General features: G+C 44.0%; 13 protein-coding genes. All 13 read right to left on the bottom strand.

Annotation, left to right across the window (positions count from 1 at the left end):
• Positions 1-8: 8 nt before the first annotated feature.
• Positions 9-821: a carbon-nitrogen hydrolase family protein gene (locus OC193_RS01840; protein ID WP_048662733.1), complete on the bottom strand. Its 813-nt coding sequence runs from the start codon at positions 819-821 to the stop codon at positions 9-11.
• A gap of 74 nt (positions 822-895) precedes the next feature.
• The gene (locus OC193_RS01835; protein WP_048657964.1) at positions 896-4,768 is read right to left on the bottom strand and encodes a YhdP family protein; all 3,873 of its coding nucleotides are present in this window, start codon (positions 4,766-4,768) and stop codon (positions 896-898) included.
• Positions 4,769-4,778: 10 nt separating this feature from the next.
• A complete protein-coding gene (gene rng / locus OC193_RS01830) occupies positions 4,779-6,248 on the bottom strand; it encodes a ribonuclease G (RefSeq protein ID WP_017061363.1) in 1,470 nt (489 codons plus the stop codon).
• A 20-nt stretch (positions 6,249-6,268) separates the two neighbouring features.
• Entirely contained in the window at positions 6,269-6,892 is a 624-nt protein-coding gene (locus tag OC193_RS01825; RefSeq protein WP_048662732.1) for a Maf family protein, read from the bottom strand.
• Between the two features lie 7 nt (positions 6,893-6,899).
• Positions 6,900-7,388 (bottom strand): rod shape-determining protein MreD, encoded by a 489-nt coding sequence (gene mreD, locus OC193_RS01820; protein ID WP_004735926.1) that lies wholly within the window; start codon positions 7,386-7,388, stop codon positions 6,900-6,902.
• Positions 7,378-8,265 carry a rod shape-determining protein MreC gene (gene mreC / locus OC193_RS01815; protein WP_048662731.1) on the bottom strand — a complete coding sequence of 296 codons (888 nt, stop codon included), beginning with the start codon at positions 8,263-8,265 and terminating at the stop codon, positions 7,378-7,380. Before mreC ends, mreD begins: the two co-directional genes overlap by 11 nt.
• 94 nt (positions 8,266-8,359) lie before the next feature.
• Positions 8,360-9,403 carry a rod shape-determining protein gene (locus OC193_RS01810; RefSeq protein WP_017062957.1) on the bottom strand — a complete coding sequence of 348 codons (1,044 nt, stop codon included), beginning with the start codon at positions 9,401-9,403 and terminating at the stop codon, positions 8,360-8,362.
• 150 nt (positions 9,404-9,553) lie between these two features.
• Complete coding sequence (locus OC193_RS01805; RefSeq protein WP_048662730.1) at positions 9,554-14,014, bottom strand: DUF6701 domain-containing protein; 4,461 nt, start codon at positions 14,012-14,014, stop codon at positions 9,554-9,556.
• Positions 14,015-14,016: 2 nt separating this feature from the next.
• Positions 14,017-14,445: a hypothetical protein gene (locus OC193_RS01800; protein WP_048662729.1), complete on the bottom strand. Its 429-nt coding sequence runs from the start codon at positions 14,443-14,445 to the stop codon at positions 14,017-14,019.
• Positions 14,435-15,175: a prepilin-type N-terminal cleavage/methylation domain-containing protein gene (locus OC193_RS01795; protein WP_048662728.1), complete on the bottom strand. Its 741-nt coding sequence runs from the start codon at positions 15,173-15,175 to the stop codon at positions 14,435-14,437. Before OC193_RS01795 ends, OC193_RS01800 begins: the two co-directional genes overlap by 11 nt.
• Positions 15,175-15,744 carry a type IV pilus modification PilV family protein gene (locus tag OC193_RS01790; RefSeq protein ID WP_048657959.1) on the bottom strand — a complete coding sequence of 190 codons (570 nt, stop codon included), beginning with the start codon at positions 15,742-15,744 and terminating at the stop codon, positions 15,175-15,177. Before OC193_RS01790 ends, OC193_RS01795 begins: the two co-directional genes overlap by 1 nt.
• Positions 15,741-16,232 (bottom strand): prepilin-type N-terminal cleavage/methylation domain-containing protein, encoded by a 492-nt coding sequence (locus OC193_RS01785; protein WP_048662726.1) that lies wholly within the window; start codon positions 16,230-16,232, stop codon positions 15,741-15,743. The genes OC193_RS01790 and OC193_RS01785 overlap by 4 nt, the downstream gene beginning before the upstream one ends.
• 143 nt (positions 16,233-16,375) lie before the next feature.
• Positions 16,376-16,843: a prepilin-type N-terminal cleavage/methylation domain-containing protein gene (locus tag OC193_RS01780; protein WP_048662725.1), complete on the bottom strand. Its 468-nt coding sequence runs from the start codon at positions 16,841-16,843 to the stop codon at positions 16,376-16,378.
• Positions 16,844-16,870 lie beyond the last annotated feature (27 nt).

Below are 16,870 nucleotides of genomic sequence, written 5' to 3'. Positions count from 1 at the left end.
GTTTGTAATTAAAATTGATTGGTAAATCGAGAGTGTTGCGCGATGGGCATATTTTGCCTGATTGATTCGCAACTGGACGTATCTATCTCAACCACCATACTTTTAGGATCTTGGTCTAACTGTGCGACCACTCTTCCCCAGGGATCAACCACCATAGAGTGTCCCCATGTTTCTCTTTGACAAGGATGTTTGCCACCTTGTCCTACCGCAACGATCCACGATTGTGTTTCGATCGCACGGCATCTTAATAGTGCTTCCCAATGCGCCTGTCCGGTTACTGCAGTAAATGCTGCCGGAACAACCATGATTTGCGCACCTTGTTTCCGTAACTCGGAATATAAGTGTGGAAAGCGCACATCATAACAAATACTCAAACCTAAGCGACCAAAAGGCGTTTCCGCTGTCACAACTTGGTCACCCGGTGTGAAAATATCCGACTCTCGATAGCACTTATGGGCATCGGCGACATCTACGTCAAACATGTGTAGCTTGTCGTAATGAGCCACTAAACTGCCAAAATCGTCAATCACCAAGGTTGTGGTAGTCACGCCTTTAGCTGTGCTTATCGGCATACTACCAATAACGATCCAAATTCGCTGAAGCTTTGCTAGCTCAGAGATTTTCTTTTGCAGTGGGCCATCATTTAGAGGCTCTGCATACTGGTGATAGTCAGCTTTACTGCCAAAGACTAACGCGTTTTCAGGGCACACAACCCACTTCGCCCCTAACTCTTTGCACTTTGCTACCTCTTGAACAAGGTACTCAAAGTTCAATTCAGGGCTAGGGCCAGATGTCATTTGAATCAACCCAACACAATCCATGTGTATCGCTCCTCCATTCATTATGATTCAGAAATCAGCATTTCACCGTATATTCGCTGACTAGGATATAAGGCCTATTCGGCTAACTTTCTGAGTTTCTCTGGTAGCTGGAACTCACCGGAGCTACGAGAAAGCTCGCTCACCGTTGGTGAATCCAATGGCCCTTTCACCGAATAATTAACTTGGGTAAAGACTTCAACAACCGGCGAAATAACCGTGGTCACCGCCAATACGTACAGCGCCGTTTGAGGGGTTACCGCAAACGCCGTTAATACCGGAATTCCAGAAGTGATATCTGGAGTAAAGTTCACTTCTGCATCAACCTGACGCGTATTTAGGTTGGCGATGCCTTTGATCTTCATCTCACCCGCCACCGCATCCATATTCAAGTCATTAGTCAGGAAGATACCGTTTTGGATCTCGCCCGTACCGGTAATGCTATTGAATGCCATACCTTTATCAAACACGTCTGAGAAATCGAGCTGCATCTTGCGGATGATCGAATCTAGGCTAAACAGACCAAGTAGACGAGCTGCGCCGCTCACATCTGAGATAATGCCTTTACCAAACTTGGTTTTCACGTTGCCATCAAGCGTATCCATCTTAATGCCCCAAGGCGAACCATCCCAACCAAGTTGAGCTTCTAGCGCAAATGGTGCTTTTTGAATCCCTGAAGTGATACCAAAGCGTTCCATCAACTCACTGTTATTTTCACCCTCAACGTCAACGGTCAAAGATGAATGACTCTTGTCACCATTCAATTCCCACCAGCCGCTTACATCCGCTTTATTGCCGCCGCTGCGCACCTGAATTTTCTTCCACGCAATGCGGTTTTCTTCTCTAGCAAGCTCAACATCGACCTTGCCAACCTTATAGCCTTGTAGCCAAAAGTCGTTAAGGGTTAGCGTTAGATTCGGCATGACATCATGTATCTTTCGATCCAACTCAGAGACCAAAGGTGCTTCTTGCTCTTTGCGTTGCAGCAATGGCTCTTGCTTTGATTTGTCGCTCCATTCAGGAACAAACAGATGCAGACGATCCAGTGAAACGGTCAAGTCGTAAGGAGGTAGATAATTAACATCGCCTTCTAGCTCTTGACTAGACACTTCCATTTGCCACGCTTGCTTGTTCTTACGAGCGCTAAAATCAACATCATTCCAAGAGATACCACCTAGAATCAGCTCTTTACTTTCGAAGGTCACACGACTTGGCGCAGGGATGGTTGGCGTATTCATTTGGCTAAGCACAGCGGTTGACGGCTGTACAGGTTCCATCACAACCGATAACCAATCATCCGCATTAAACTTGTCGGTACGAATCAGTGCATGATGACCCACCACCGGGCTAATTTTGTACCCACCTCGACCAAGCACTAGGTTGGTCGCCGTTAACTCAGGCACATCCCCCGTGATATCAATTTCAGCTTGGTACTTAGTGTTCGGCAGCTGCAGACGCGCAGTAATCGACTCTTGGTTACCCGATGCTTGTAGCCTTGCAGAGCCACTTTCCAATGACTTTTTGGCCAATGGATATGGGTAATCGCTCGCGAGATATTTTAGATCAGACTGCAAATCCAATTGGTATGTAAAACCGATGTCATTCAGTTGGATATCAATCTGACTTTGCCACTGCGCATGACCAGATAAGCGACTTAGCCATTGTTCACCAATGTAAGGTTCTAAAGGTTTAACATCCCAATCGCCTAACACATCGATATCAACTGCGTAGCCAGGGCCATCATTCTGACCTTTAAAATCAAGCGATATCCCTTGCTTAAGCAAATCAGCGGCGAGGCCATTTGCTGTCACTACGTCATTATCAAACTCGATACGGCCCGTGGTGTTCTCAAGCACCATTGGCGGCGCTTCAATCTCAACATGGTTACCACTAAGGTCAGCATAACCCCATGCTCTTGCTTCTCTTTCAGAATCAAACGGAATATTGAGCTGGAACTCGGAAGAGACATCACCACTCACTTGAAGTGCGGTTAACGCGGCCCCTACTGAGTCAACCAGTGGCGAAGCCGTCATGTAATCACGCACCGCATTGCCAGACGCCGTTGCCTTGGCTTCAATCTCAATATGACCGCCTTCCCCTAGATAAGGAATACGTCCAGTGATGCGATCAGCTGTCACATCCATCAGCTGTGCTGAGCGAGAATCTAGATGCATTGCATCATTTTCAAATAGCAGATCGAGCTGAAGGTCAGTAATCAATGGCCATGCTGTATCAAAGCTGAATTTAGCATCTTCTAATCCGACCCACACTTGGAAAATACCATCATGATTAGTGTAGGGATAATGAGATAAATCACCATGCCACAATAGCTTTACGGTATCAGCCTTACCGGCTTGAATCGCAGTTGAAAGGTAATCGGTCAGGTCTTGTCCAAGTGCCAGTGTCGGCAGGTAACGCCATGTTTCACCTACATTGTAAGCGTCCGCTTCGCCATAGAAGGATAAGAATGGGCTCGCATCCTTTGGAAAGTCTAAGCGAAATGCGCCTAGTACTTGTAAGTCTGGTGTGGCTGCCGTGATTTTATCCGACCACAGTTTCCAGCCGTTTTCATCCTGCTGCCAAACAATATCAACCTGACCTTGCTTGATGTTCAAAGGGGCTTGGAAAACATCACCATATGGGAACACATCATCAATCACATGCAGACTAGCTTTGGCTTCCGAAGCCGAACCAAACACACTGCCTGACACTTGGCTAAAACCTGGAACTAAATCCCATTGCTCAATCGCAAGATCAGAAAAGCTGGCAGAGTAGCGTAGGCTATCGATTCCCGAATCCATTGAGACACGGATATCAGAAACAGTACCGCCCGGCGCCAATACGTTGATCATTTTGGTTGATTGTTCAGAGTCAGGCATCAGCTTAATCAACGGCGTAATTGTCTCAATGTTTAATTCAGAGACATTGAGCTCCCAAGGACCTTGGTTCCACTTGAACGCAACGTCGAGCTCAGGCCAAGGTGTATCATCCGTTCTAAGGTTTAGTGAGTGACCATTTACCTGCCAACCATCATCAATCGGAGACAACTTAAAGATACCTGACTCAAGCATCAAGTCATGCTTACCATCTTCCTTCCAAGTCAACTCTGAAGGCAGAACTTCAACATAAGCGCTCACAGGTTTGCTATTACGCAGTGTTAGCCAGCTATTCAAGCTCACAGTGCCCGTCTCAATGCCGGATTCCGCCTGCATATAACGAGTTAACCAAGGCTTAACTGAAATGCTGTCCGCACTAACATAAAATTCGCCCGTCATATCCGTTAACGAGCCGCCATCAACAAAGTTAGCACTCACTGACAAAGAGTTTAGATTGGCATCTTTGATACTTACCACACCCTCCGCAAGGTGATGCTTACCAGAGTTTTGCCATTTCAGAGTTTCGATATCAAGCTGACGTTCTTCATCAGAGATAGTGCGATACAAAAGAGAGGAATCTTTAGCGGTCACATCCACCAAAGTTTTCAGCAGTAAATTATCGAGCTCTTGTACCACTCGCTTGGAAGAACCGGGATCTTTAGGTTCGTCTTTGCCATTTTGCCCGGCAAACAGATCAATAGAACGGATATCAAGATACATTTGATTCATGACCAAATCGGCCACAACCGGACGCATTTGAACAAGCGATTGAATCAAGTCAAACTCGACTTCAACACGCTCGACAGAAAAGGTCACATCTTCTGCATTAGGAAGGCTGGCTTTAACGCCTTGCAGAGCAATAGAAGGGTGAGTGTTACGCCAAAAACCGCCCACGTCTTGAATTGAAAAATCAAAACCGGAATGTTGGTTTACCCAAAGCTCAATTTCAGATTGATACTTATTTAAATTGGGTAAGGCTACACGCAGTGTAGTTACGGCAATGGCTAGCGTTACTAAGAGAGTAACCACTAACCATAAACATGCACGTAGAATCAGAGTAACGCTTGAGCTCACAAAATTTCCATTACATCATAACAACATCAAACTGCTCTTGTATGTACAGAGGCTCAGCCTGGATTTTAACTTGCTTACCAATAAAGACTTCAAGCTCAGCAAGCGCATGAGATTCATCGCCCTCTAACGCCTCAGCTACGGCAGCTGCCGCATAAACCACAAATTTATCGGCGTCATATGCACGATTCACTCGCGTGATCTCTCGAAGAATTTCATAACAAACGGTTTCAACGGTCTTCACACTGCCGCGACCTTCACAAGCAGGACAGCTCGAACACAGGATATGCTCAATACTTTCACGAGTACGTTTACGAGTCATCTCAACCAAACCAAGCTGCGTGAAGCCATTAATATTGGTTTTCACACGGTCTTTATCTAGCGCAGCCTCTAAAGAAGTTAGTACTCGCTTACGATGTTCCTCTGACAACATATCAATAAAGTCGATAATGATGATGCCACCTAGGTTACGCAGACGTAGCTGGCGAGCAATCGCTTGAGTCGCTTCTACGTTGGTGTTGAAAATCGTCTCTTCTAGATTACGGCGACCAACAAACGCACCAGTGTTGATATCAACCGTGGTCATCGCTTCAGTTTGGTCGATAATCAGATATCCACCAGACTTTAATTCGACTTTACGATCCAATGAACGCTGAATTTCGTTCTCGGTATCGTACATATCAAAGATAGGCTTATCACCTTCATACAGCTCAAGCTTGTCTGTCAGCTCTGGCACGTATTCAGAGGTAAACTCTTTTAGGTTTTCATACTCTAGACGAGAGTCGACCTGAATCTTACTCAGCTCAGTACCGACAAAATCACGCAAGATACGTTGGCTTAGGCAAAGTTCACCATACAAGCGAGTGCGCGCTTTGTGTTTACCACGACGCTCAAGAACCTTTAGCCAAAGTCGCTTCAAGAAAGCGGCATCTTGTGCAAGTTCATTCGAGTCAGCGCCTTCAGCCGCAGTGCGGATGATGAAGCCACCGTGTTCGTCACAGTAACGAGACACGACTTTTTTAAGACGGTTACGCTCAGACTCGCTGTCGATTCGTTGGGAAACGCCGACATGACTTGCGCCCGGCATAAATACCAGATAACGAGACGGTAGAGTGATATCCGTGGTTAGGCGAGCACCTTTAGTTCCAAGAGGGTCTTTGACCACTTGCACCACAATGTCTTGCCCTTGACGAACAAGCTCTGAAATGTCACGAACTTGAAACTGCTTCTTTTCATTTTCAGCAACACATTCAGTGTGTGGAACAATATCAGAGGCGTGTAAAAAAGCTGCTTTTTCAAGGCCTATATCCACAAAAGCCGCCTGCATTCCCGGAAGAACACGGCTTACACGTCCTTTATAGATATTTCCTACGATACCGCGTCGAGCATCTCGTTCGACATGGATCTCTTGAAGAGCCCCCCCTTCAATCATGGCCACACGAGTTTCACTCGGGGTCACGTTCAGCAACAATTCAGCACTCATGGTGCACCTCAGATTAGTAATTATAAGAATTCTTGCAGTAGCTGGTCCGTTTCAAATAAAGGTAAGCCGACAACGGCGTAATAACTACCTTCAATTCGGGTAACAAAGCGTCCGCCCAAACCTTGGATCCCATAGCTACCGGCTTTATCGCATGGCTCCCCTGTTTGCCAGTATTGTTCTATTTCTTTTTCACTGAGGGGTTTAAACCATACGTCGGTAATAATGATTTCTGTTCTTTGTTTTTCTTCTGAAACCACAGAAATCGCCGTCATCACTTGGTGACGTTCATTCGCTAACTGAGTAAGCATACGCTTAGAGTCAGAAAAATCGCTAGGCTTCTCAAGTACTTGCCCTTGACTAACAACGACGGTATCAGAACCAAGAACGACTATCTCAGAGCCATTATCTACAGTATCAGAACTAGGAACGACATGCTGCCTTTCAGAAGGGTTATCTTTCAATAAAGACAATGCCGCTAAGGCTTTATCTAAAGATAGTCGCTTAACATACTCTTCGGCGGTTTCTTGAGCGTGTTTACACTCTTCAACATCGGTTACAAGGACAGAGAACTCATAACCGAGTTGCGATAGTAATTCTTTGCGGCGTGGTGAACCGGATGCCAAAACTAAATGTTTCTTTTCCATCGTCACGCTACCTCACATGCCAATGGCGACGCACGCGTCTCATTAATAAAAACATCCAAGGCCAAAGTATACAGTTTATCAATGCGCTCCATAGCGATAATGGGTTGAAAACGACATCTTGGATCAAATATTCACCAAAGAAGATCAATACCTCAAACAACACCGTTAACGCAGCAATGATCATCGCTTGCTGCCATAGCGCCATGTTACGAATAACGAGGAAGTTCATGGCAATAATGTACATCACTATCGCCATCATCATACCTCGAATACCCAGAGTAGAACCGATCAAAAGGTCCCACAATAAGCCTAGAATCAAAGCACTACCTACGTTAACACGATGTGGCAGAGCCAAAACCCAGTAACACGTAACCAGCAGCAACCAAGATGGTCTAAATAGATCTAAGCTACCAGGCCAAGGGATCGTTTGCAGAATAAGGGCTACTAAAAATGAGCAGCCAATTACGACCTTGCTTCTTAAAACGCTATTGGCCATCTTCATCCTCTAACAATGCTTGTTCTATGCTGGATTGATCCGCTTGCATCTGTTTATTTTCATCAGGCCATACAAGCAGCAAGTATCTGAGCTTGTCGAACTCAACCACAGGCTCTGCTTTGATAACGGCGAATTCTCGTTTCGGGTCGTAATCAACGGCAGTAACATAGGCGACTGGGTAACCTTCTGGATACACCCCACCAAGACCCGATGTCACCAACAGATCTTCTTCCTGTATATCAGTACTGGTTGGAATGTGCTCTAGCTGGATCTCGTCAATCATGCCATTGCCCGAAGCAATCACACGGATGTCATTACGAATAACCTGCACGGGAATCGCATTGTTTGCATCGGTGAGTAGTAGAACACGACTGTTGTGAGCTGCGACGAAAGCGACTTGGCCGACGATGCCTTTTTCGTTGATCACCGGTTGACCTTCGTACACCCCATCAATCTGACCTTTATCGATCACGACTTGATGACGATAGGGTGAAGTGTCTACCGCCATAACTTCTGTGACGACTTTCTTCTCATCACGGATAAACGGAGATCCTAGCAGCTTACGTAGGCGTTTGTTTTCCTCTTGATATTGCTCAAGCAGAATCAACTCGCTCTTAAGACGCAAGACTTCTCGTTTAATATTATGGTTGGATTCAATTAACCCTTTGCGAGTGCTAAAGCGATCGTAAACACCATCGAACATAGTGCGAGGTAAGTTGGCTGCATATTGAATAGGCGCAACCATGCTGTTTAATAGATAGCGAACATTTGAGAAAGCATCTAAACGACTATCAGCCAGCATAAGGCTGGCTGATAAAATTACAGCAAAAAACAGGCGCAATTGTAGAGAGGGACCTCTACCAAAAATTGGCTTCATTCTATATTTGGTCCTAGAGCTACATTTGATCCTATAGACAAGGTCCTAGGCTCTTTACATAAAACTAGATAATAAAAGAGCCTAACACTAGATATTATTCTTCGCTGAACAGATCGCCGCCGTGCATGTCGATCATCTCTAGAGCTTTACCGCCACCTAGAGCAACACACGTTAATGGCTCTTCTGCAACAACAACAGGGATACCTGTTTCTTCTGTTAACAGACGATCAAGGTCTTTAAGCAGTGCACCACCACCTGTTAGTACCATACCGTTTTCTGAGATATCAGAAGCTAGCTCTGGCGGACACTGCTCTAGTGCAACCATTACTGCAGATACAATGCCAGATAGAGGCTCTTGAAGTGCTTCAAGGATTTCGTTTGAGTTTAGGCTAAAGCTACGAGGCACACCTTCAGCAAGGTTACGACCACGTACTTCGATCTCTTCTACTTCATCGCCAGGGTAAGCTGAACCGATTTCGTGTTTGATTTTCTCTGCTGTCGCTTCACCGATCAAGCTGCCGTAGTTACGACGAACGTAGTTGATGATCGCTTCATCAAAACGGTCACCGCCAATACGTACAGAAGACGAGTAAACCACACCGTTTAGTGAGATAACCGCAACTTCAGTAGTACCACCACCGATATCAACAACCATTGAGCCCGTTGGCTCAGAGACACGTAGGCCAGCACCAATCGCTGCAGCCATTGGCTCATCGATGAGGTAAACCTCACGAGCACCAGCACCTAATGCTGATTCACGAATAGCACGACGCTCTACTTGCGTAGAACCACAAGGAACACAAACCAAAACGCGAGGGCTTGGTTTAAGCACACTGTTGTCATGCACTTGTTTAATGAAGTGCTGAAGCATTTTTTCCGTTACGTAAAAGTCGGCAATTACACCGTCTTTCATTGGACGGATCGCTGAGATGTTACCAGGCGTACGACCAAGCATTTGCTTAGCAGCGTGACCAACAGCAGCGACACTCTTTGCAGAACCCGCACGATCTTGGCGAATAGCTACAACTGAAGGCTCATCAAGAACAATGCCTTGGCCTTTTACATAAATAAGGGTATTGGCTGTACCTAAATCAATCGATAGGTCGTTTGAAAACATGCCACGAAGTTTTTTAAACATATTCTTCGCTCATCCTGCAAGAATTAGAAGACAAAAATTGCACTAAATGTACCAATGCCTTGCTGTTACGGCAAGGCATTGAAGTACAAACATGGACTGAAACCCGCAATTTCTTACAGATTCCTAACTTAAGGGGCAAAAATTATATTATTACTGACCTGTTAAGCCACTTTCACCTCGGTAGATCACACGATCGTTACCACGATAGATGCCAAATGTGACGACGGTGGAGGGATCTTCATCCCCCAACTGTCGCCAGTTGTAACGCAGCCATGGCTGGTCTTGATCGCTACCAGAACATGATATGTCATTTTCGCCCGTCTTCTTACTTGGCTCCGAGTCATCCATTCTTAACCACAAACGGACTTGTTCACGTGGCGAATCTGTACCTGCTGGCGTATTTTGATTTGCTGTGACCTCTTCTTCTCCATCATCCACATTTCCACTACCGTTAAGTGAAGCTAAAGTGGTTGTCACCCCTTCACTGTGCCAAATAACTTGTTTACAAGTATTAGCCCTATTGAAGGTACTGCGGTCATCATCCTCGTTCACAACAAACTCACTGCCATTCCAAAACTCAGCACGAAGTGGAATCGTTAAAGTAGAACCGGAATTGCCACCAATATCATCGAGCGCCATTCGACCATAACGAGCTGGAGGCTGAATCAGAAGCTCTACAGAGTCTGTCAAAGTATCAGAATCAGTAAATGACACTGGATCAGCACCGTCTACCGTTAAACCGAAATGAGTAACGGTAGAGTTAGTATCCGATGTATTAAAGGGATTATCCTTGCGACTAACACTATCAGAATCCGTAACTCGCTCAAGAACAGCGGCACTATCACTCAACAACCAGTGCTTACGATCAGTTGACCAAGTGCCAGCTCCGGTATCAAGCAAGAACCTATTATCGATAGCGGTATCATCTAGAACACCAAATTCTGCCTGTAAGTCTGAATGGAAGAAACGATAATTGTTAAGCGCGTTGCCGACACCGCTTTCACCTGATGCCATTGGGTACACTTGATGAACAGCTGAGTCGTAAGGTTGACTCAAATAAGCAATGTCGTTTTGATTCGCGACATTCCATTCCGGAGTACCTTGAACAAAGAATTTAGGATAAAAGCGACCTATCGATTTACTGCCAGAGAAGCCACCTAAAATCGAACCGTAAAAACTCCCAGTTTCTGTCGCAATGAAGTTAAAGCTACCCGCTTCTGAATATTCTAAGTTTTTAAATTTATAGCCATTATCAGCGGATGCTATATCAGAACTCGATTGTGTCAGTTGATTCGTTGGCTCTAAACTACCCAGTACTGCACCATCATTACTAGGTGTATCCAGAGTATGAGTTGCAACGACAGCACCAGAGGACAGCAAATAGTTTTGTGTTACTAAGTTATTGTTACACGAAGGGTTAGCGTTGCTTAAGAATCGAATTGGTTTAGCAAACACGTCAAACTCTTCCCCCGCAGCAACAAACGCATTCCCACCGCTGCTGTTACCATCAGAATTACTGTCCGTACAAATCGCAAATTGCCAAGGACGAGAATTAACCAAGAAACTACCTGAAAGTTTATCAATACCACTCTCGGGGCAACCCGACATCTCACTACAGTCAAAAGTGCTGTCGATCAACGTTACTTTGAACTGACCTGACTCTTGAATCGAAAGTGTGTCGGTTGTTTCACCGTTATCACTCACCTCAAAATCAGGCGTGTAACTTAATAAGGTTATCGCATCATTTCCGTTCGCAGGTTGAACGATGCCTAAACTAACTTTAGGGGTGCCTACATAATCTTGTGCTAAAGCAGAATCCTGCGAATTACAAGACGATACCTTTGCCGTCACTTCGTACCCCTTGCCAGCCACAACAAACTGTTCATCAACATCGAACTTATAAGGTACAAAGTTAATTTGTGATACAGCCGCTTCTAAGTCACCATTCCAAGTACCACTGACATCATAACTCTCTAATTTAGAAGAAGATAAGTACAAAGTTTTTTGCCCATTAACAAAATTACTTTGGTAATCCCCCGAATATGTAGAGCAACTGTTTCCATTCTCATCTTCACACCACTTTCCAGTAGAATTTGGTGTATGTGATGCAATGAAGTTATCTTGAACGGTGCTAATCACGTTGCCATCATCATCTACGACTTTAAACTCAACTTCAGCGACCTCACAAGTTAGAACATGCGAATATTTGGGGGTAACGACAAGAGAACCAGTTGGAAGTGGAGGAAGTGGACAGGTGTAGTCCGGCTTATTAATAGTTACGTTAGAATTAAATTGGGTCGTTCGTGCCGTTACTGCACCTTCGACTGAGGATTGGTTTAATTCAAGGTAATCCGCAAGAATAAACCCTTTAAATATCGAGTTACTTCCTTCAAAGATCACTTTAGCATCTGGTGCATAGATTATTGGATAGGCATCTTCCGAAGATATTTCAACTCTATTTGAGAAACGAATTTCATCAATGACATTGAGTTGACTTCCTGACTCAAAAATAAATTGAGTCGATCCTGAGCTGTATTTAAACGAGCCAAATGTTACTGAAGCGAGCTTAGGGATAACTAACTCCACATCACTACCGTTTGATATGTTTATATTTGAAATATAAATGCCGTCCTTAAGCTTCACTCGAACAACATTATAATCAGAACCCCACTTATTAAGCGTCAAACTAGCAAGATTTTTCTCTATAGTAACTTCAACATTTCGCCCACTTTCTTGATATGAACATAACGATGAACCAGCGCCACATGAAAGGGCTATATTGTCATTACCAGCGTTTAAAATAAGTGAATCGCTAGGTGTTTGCGTTGGCACAGAAACCACATTTGCACCGTCGACTTTACGCAAACTATTCAATGAATCATTGTTTCCAAGATCGCAACCGTATTGCCCCTCACAAATAGGGTTGTTATATATTTTATCTAATGTGTCATAATTCGCATGATCGAAACCTAACATTAAGTATTGCTGCATTGCATGACGCAAACTCGGGGAATCATCATAGAACTGGTAGTCATCAGACTTAGTATTTAGATATCGAGATATATAATCATCTGACCAACCTAAAAAACGAACCGAATTATTGGTTACGGTTAGCTCACTATTCCCCCCTGTCCAACTTTGGATTGGCTCAGGGAACAGGTTACATACGTTGACAGGGATCTCAACCTCAGGAATTTCAAACGCAAAATACCCGATAGACTCAGCTCTGCCGTGCTTACGGTCACCAAGAGACTCTACATCTTCGTCAAACGCGAAAGTAAAAGTTGGCTTCCCGCCTTCCTCAAATTGCTTACAATAACGAAGCCATCCACCATGACTGCCTACTCGACTTTGCTTATTCACAATCACACCGAACTTAGAAAAGTTCTGATGTAAATTCACTTTATTGTTTTCGCATGACCAGCCGATAGACTTTGTTTTGGGTAATTCGTTTGATTGGGCATAATCCCTAGAACCTTGGTAAAACTCGATATTGGACTGCAAACCTTCATCTTTGCCATGAAATTCAGGGACAACTAGATAAGCGATATCTTTAGAGCCAGAACTGAGAGGTCCTTGACGACCACGTTCAAGAGACAAATCAAAGCCTGTTGAATTGACACTTTGGATTGCGGTAGTTGCCCACTTAGAGTCTTTTCCTTGGACTTGAGCCATGATAACTGGTGCGGTAATGCTTCCCAACTGATAGTCAATATCCTCCCAATCATCAGCCCTATCACATCCACTTGTACACTGAGCTAGGTCTGTTGTTTTGACGCCAGCCTCGCCATAAACGGCATGACCACTAGAGTCATAGAATTTTAATTTCCCTGGCTCGGTAACAAAATAGTAGATAGGTGACATTCGGTCGGATTTTGAAGTGCCCGGCATCGACTCGCTCTCAATAGTAGCTCCTTTCTTAGAGTTCCAAATCGTTGCAACACTCGCCTTTGTCGGAACACTATCAACGATATTGTCAGGATCAATAGTCGACATTAAGAATACAACTGGATTCTCGTATTGTTTTTGGAATAATAAATTACAACCATTAGTGCAATCCATACCTTCAATAGACCCAAACTCATAAGATACGTCTTCTAACTCAGGAATCGGGTCGGGTTCTTCTTCTCCATCGGCACACTCAACGACAACAGTATCTCCCGAAACTTGTAAAGTACCATTCCCCCCATCAATCCAAATTAGAGATGACTGTTTTTGTATATACCCCGCACCGGTATCAAGCTTGTAAATTAAGCGTCCATACTTACCATTATTAGATATAGGTTTGTAAACTAGCAGGACTCTTTCTCCAGGGCTCACACTCTCATCAGTTATCTTGGCAACACTACTAGCTACACTCGACCATAAGACAACATCTGGTTTATTTGACTCAAGTACTACTGTAACTGTCTTTGGGTTTGGCACAATAAAAGCAACAGAAAAGCCATCTTGCCTTTTGAGGTCATTACATTGTTGAGGTGAAAATTCATCAGCTATCGAAACAAAAGAAGCTCCACATAAGACAATCATGATTGCACTTAGCTTCAAAAAGTTAACATCATAATGAACATAATTTTTAAGTGTTCTTAATAGACCAACCAAAATTTTCATACTCACTCCTTCACCCAAACTTCTTGAATACGCTGTACTTGGTTAATACCTGAACCACAAATGGCTGTTGATTCAATCTTAAAAAAGCCAACACCATCTAACACACCGATCTGACTGCAAGTTAATTGATCGACGGTACAGATAGTCGACATCCCCCCACTCACTTGATTGGCATTTAAGTTGCTACACACAGTACTCACACTCGTTGAAACCGCAGGCGACACCGTTAATGGATAAACTTGAGTGAGTGCCCACTCATTCGCTGAATGTGCTAATAGCCAAGCCTGCGTTCCAAGCTGTTTACGCGTCAATGTATCGTGATTTGACCACTGAACTTGTACTAAAGAAGTCGCAAGGAAGCCCATCACCACAATAACAAATACTGCGACGACCAAAACACTGCCTTGTTGAGATGATTTTCTATGGCGCATTGAGTACCTGCACATCTTGTTGGTAAACACTTACTTCACTGTTTTGCTCAAGCACAAGGTCGACGTGAATCACACCACCTCGTTGTAAGCTTGGTTCTTCATAACGAAAATTACTTTCAGCATAATTAATACTATCCGCAACGGTGACTCCATTGCGTTGAATTAGGCCTTGATTCTGAACGGTATCATTCACCAAACAGTAACTCACCGAAGCACTCTCATCGTAAATATAATGGCGTTGAGCAATAGACTGACTGCTAAGATTAACAGAGGTCGCGGTAAACACATTATTCGTGGAAACTAAACCTGAGACTGAAATCCGTTTAGTTGAACCCGCCCCTAAGTCAGAGTAATTCGTTGGGTTAATAATTAGAAAGTCATCGGCATCAAGTATTGGAGAGTCCTGGCCGATAATAAAATGTAGCTCGTCTGTCGCTTCATCGAGGTGATAAAAGCCTGAGTACTTAATAGCATAAAATGTGAGACATTTTTGAGCAAAAGCCGAAGCAGGCATAATACTCGAATCAAAACTGTTAGGAACCGCGTGGCTTATCTCTCGCGACATTTTCTCTACAACAAATTGCCCTTTCACTTGTACCTTTTGTCGGTCAATAGTCTCAACATACCCTTTCATGCCATATTCAACAAACCCCGCAATCGCTAATCCAATAACACCAACGACCACGATCGTGACAATCATTTCTATAAGAGTAAAACCACGTTGCTTCATTAGTAGTTCCCCTTGTAAGCGATCACGCTATAGCGGTTGTTACCACCAAAGATCTGTAACTCAACGCGCTTCATCGTGCCGATAACGTTATCGTTAATACCGTCCATGTTTTGATCATAAAACACGGAAACCTCAACACGAAAATTGGCATAACTGTCTTCAATATTTTCATCAAGGATATTAGCGAGCGGATACTTAGTTGATGAGACACACGCTGACTCCGTAGTATCAGTGTACCAACAACCGATATAGTCATCGACATCATTAAAAGCTGCGGGCGTTGCCTCTAAGCCATCAATACCAAGTTCATTAGGCGCAGAACAAGCAGTCGCACCTGCATCCCCACAACGCACCAGACCACCATCAAAATCACTGTGTTCATCAAAACCACGTGCCAATATTTGGTTCATCAAACTCTGACCTAAGGCCACGGAACGGTTTTGATACTGTGGGTCGGCTGAACTTGCCACTTGTGGTGCTAAAAAACTGGTAATCGTGACCATCGCAATACCCAAAACGATAATCACAACAATGCTTTCAATCAGAGTAAAACCACGAGAACGAATCATAGGCACACTCCCTCACGTACATAACCTTGAGAGTTAATACAAACTTGGGCGCTATTACTTGAAGTGGTGGAGTTAATCGTAATGTTCACTCCAGCGCTTACTGAAGGATTTCCCAATAAATCAAAGTCGATAACAGTATTCGCTGGAGAAAATGAAATATCTGATTCACGCACATAATCACTACGTGCATCGGCCTGTGTTTTTTGATCGCTATTCGAAAGATTTAAGTTACACGCGGCCACAGAGCCTAAACAATTACTATTAATAGCAAGACGAAAGCTGTCACTAGCAGCGGAAACGTTTGATTGCATTCGATTGACTTGGATTTGGCGAATTACGGAGATAGCTTGTTCTTGTGCAGTAAAAGTGGAATAGCTAGAAGTACCAACGAAGCGACTCGCGGCAAAAGTTGAAATAATACCGAGGATAATGATAACGATGATCAGCTCTACCAAAGTAAAGCCGTTGGGTGTGGGGCTGTTATCCATAATGAGCCTCTAACTGCCTAGCGAATACTGATTATACAAGATAACGAAACTGACGATCTTATGTATATGAATAGTTATGACATTTGTGTGTTATGGATAGAAAAAAGGTCAGCAATGCTGACCTTTTTTATTTGTTGCTTTAATTAACAACCAGTATCAACAACAGCTGCGGAAGCTGTTGTTCCAACAGCTGTACTAGTCGCTTGATTATATTGAACATAACAATTGGTTGCTACAATAGACGCGGCATCAGTAACAGTATCGGCTTTGAATGTAGATACAAACGTTGCACCTGAAACATCATTAGTCCAATCTGCCGTTAAACCTTCAACAGCTAAGCCAATACCAGCTAAAGTAGCGTCAGGGTAACCATAAGCAACAGCTATACCGTCTACAGAACCAGATACTGCGGTTTCAACACCTTCAATTGCTGCTTTACCATAAACAATACCTGCAGCACCAGACATGGCACCTTTTAAGCCTTGCAAAGATGAAGCGCGAGCATCGCCTTGCAGGTTTAGGAAACGTGGTGCCGCAGTTACAGCAAGAATACCTAGAATAACAATTACAACCACTAGTTCGATTAGGGTGAAACCGCCTTGTCTTTTCATAGTTTAGCTCTCTCTATGTTTAATTTT

The organism is Vibrio crassostreae (assembly GCF_024347415.1).
Taxonomy (GTDB): domain Bacteria; phylum Pseudomonadota; class Gammaproteobacteria; order Enterobacterales; family Vibrionaceae; genus Vibrio; species Vibrio crassostreae.
This window is presented reverse-complemented; position numbering and strand designations above follow the sequence as displayed.

Bases quoted from the DNA above. Each gene is read 5' to 3' on its own strand.
- OC193_RS01840 (WP_048662733.1), bottom strand. From the start codon at position 821: ATGGATTGTGTTGGGTTGATTCAAATGACATCTGGCCCTAGCCCTGAA.
- rng (WP_017061363.1), bottom strand. From the start codon at position 6,248: ATGAGTGCTGAATTGTTGCTGAACGTGACCCCGAGTGAAACTCGTGTG.
- OC193_RS01825 (WP_048662732.1), bottom strand. From the start codon at position 6,892: ATGGAAAAGAAACATTTAGTTTTGGCATCCGGTTCACCACGCCGCAAA.
- mreD (WP_004735926.1), bottom strand. From the start codon at position 7,388: ATGGCCAATAGCGTTTTAAGAAGCAAGGTCGTAATTGGCTGCTCATTT.
- mreC (WP_048662731.1), bottom strand. From the start codon at position 8,265: ATGAAGCCAATTTTTGGTAGAGGTCCCTCTCTACAATTGCGCCTGTTT.
- OC193_RS01810 (WP_017062957.1), bottom strand. From the start codon at position 9,403: ATGTTTAAAAAACTTCGTGGCATGTTTTCAAACGACCTATCGATTGAT.
- OC193_RS01805 (WP_048662730.1), bottom strand. From the start codon at position 14,014: ATGAAAATTTTGGTTGGTCTATTAAGAACACTTAAAAATTATGTTCAT.
- OC193_RS01800 (WP_048662729.1), bottom strand. From the start codon at position 14,445: ATGCGCCATAGAAAATCATCTCAACAAGGCAGTGTTTTGGTCGTCGCA.
- OC193_RS01795 (WP_048662728.1), bottom strand. From the start codon at position 15,175: ATGAAGCAACGTGGTTTTACTCTTATAGAAATGATTGTCACGATCGTG.
- OC193_RS01790 (WP_048657959.1), bottom strand. From the start codon at position 15,744: ATGATTCGTTCTCGTGGTTTTACTCTGATTGAAAGCATTGTTGTGATT.
- OC193_RS01785 (WP_048662726.1), bottom strand. From the start codon at position 16,232: ATGGATAACAGCCCCACACCCAACGGCTTTACTTTGGTAGAGCTGATC.
- OC193_RS01780 (WP_048662725.1), bottom strand. From the start codon at position 16,843: ATGAAAAGACAAGGCGGTTTCACCCTAATCGAACTAGTGGTTGTAATT.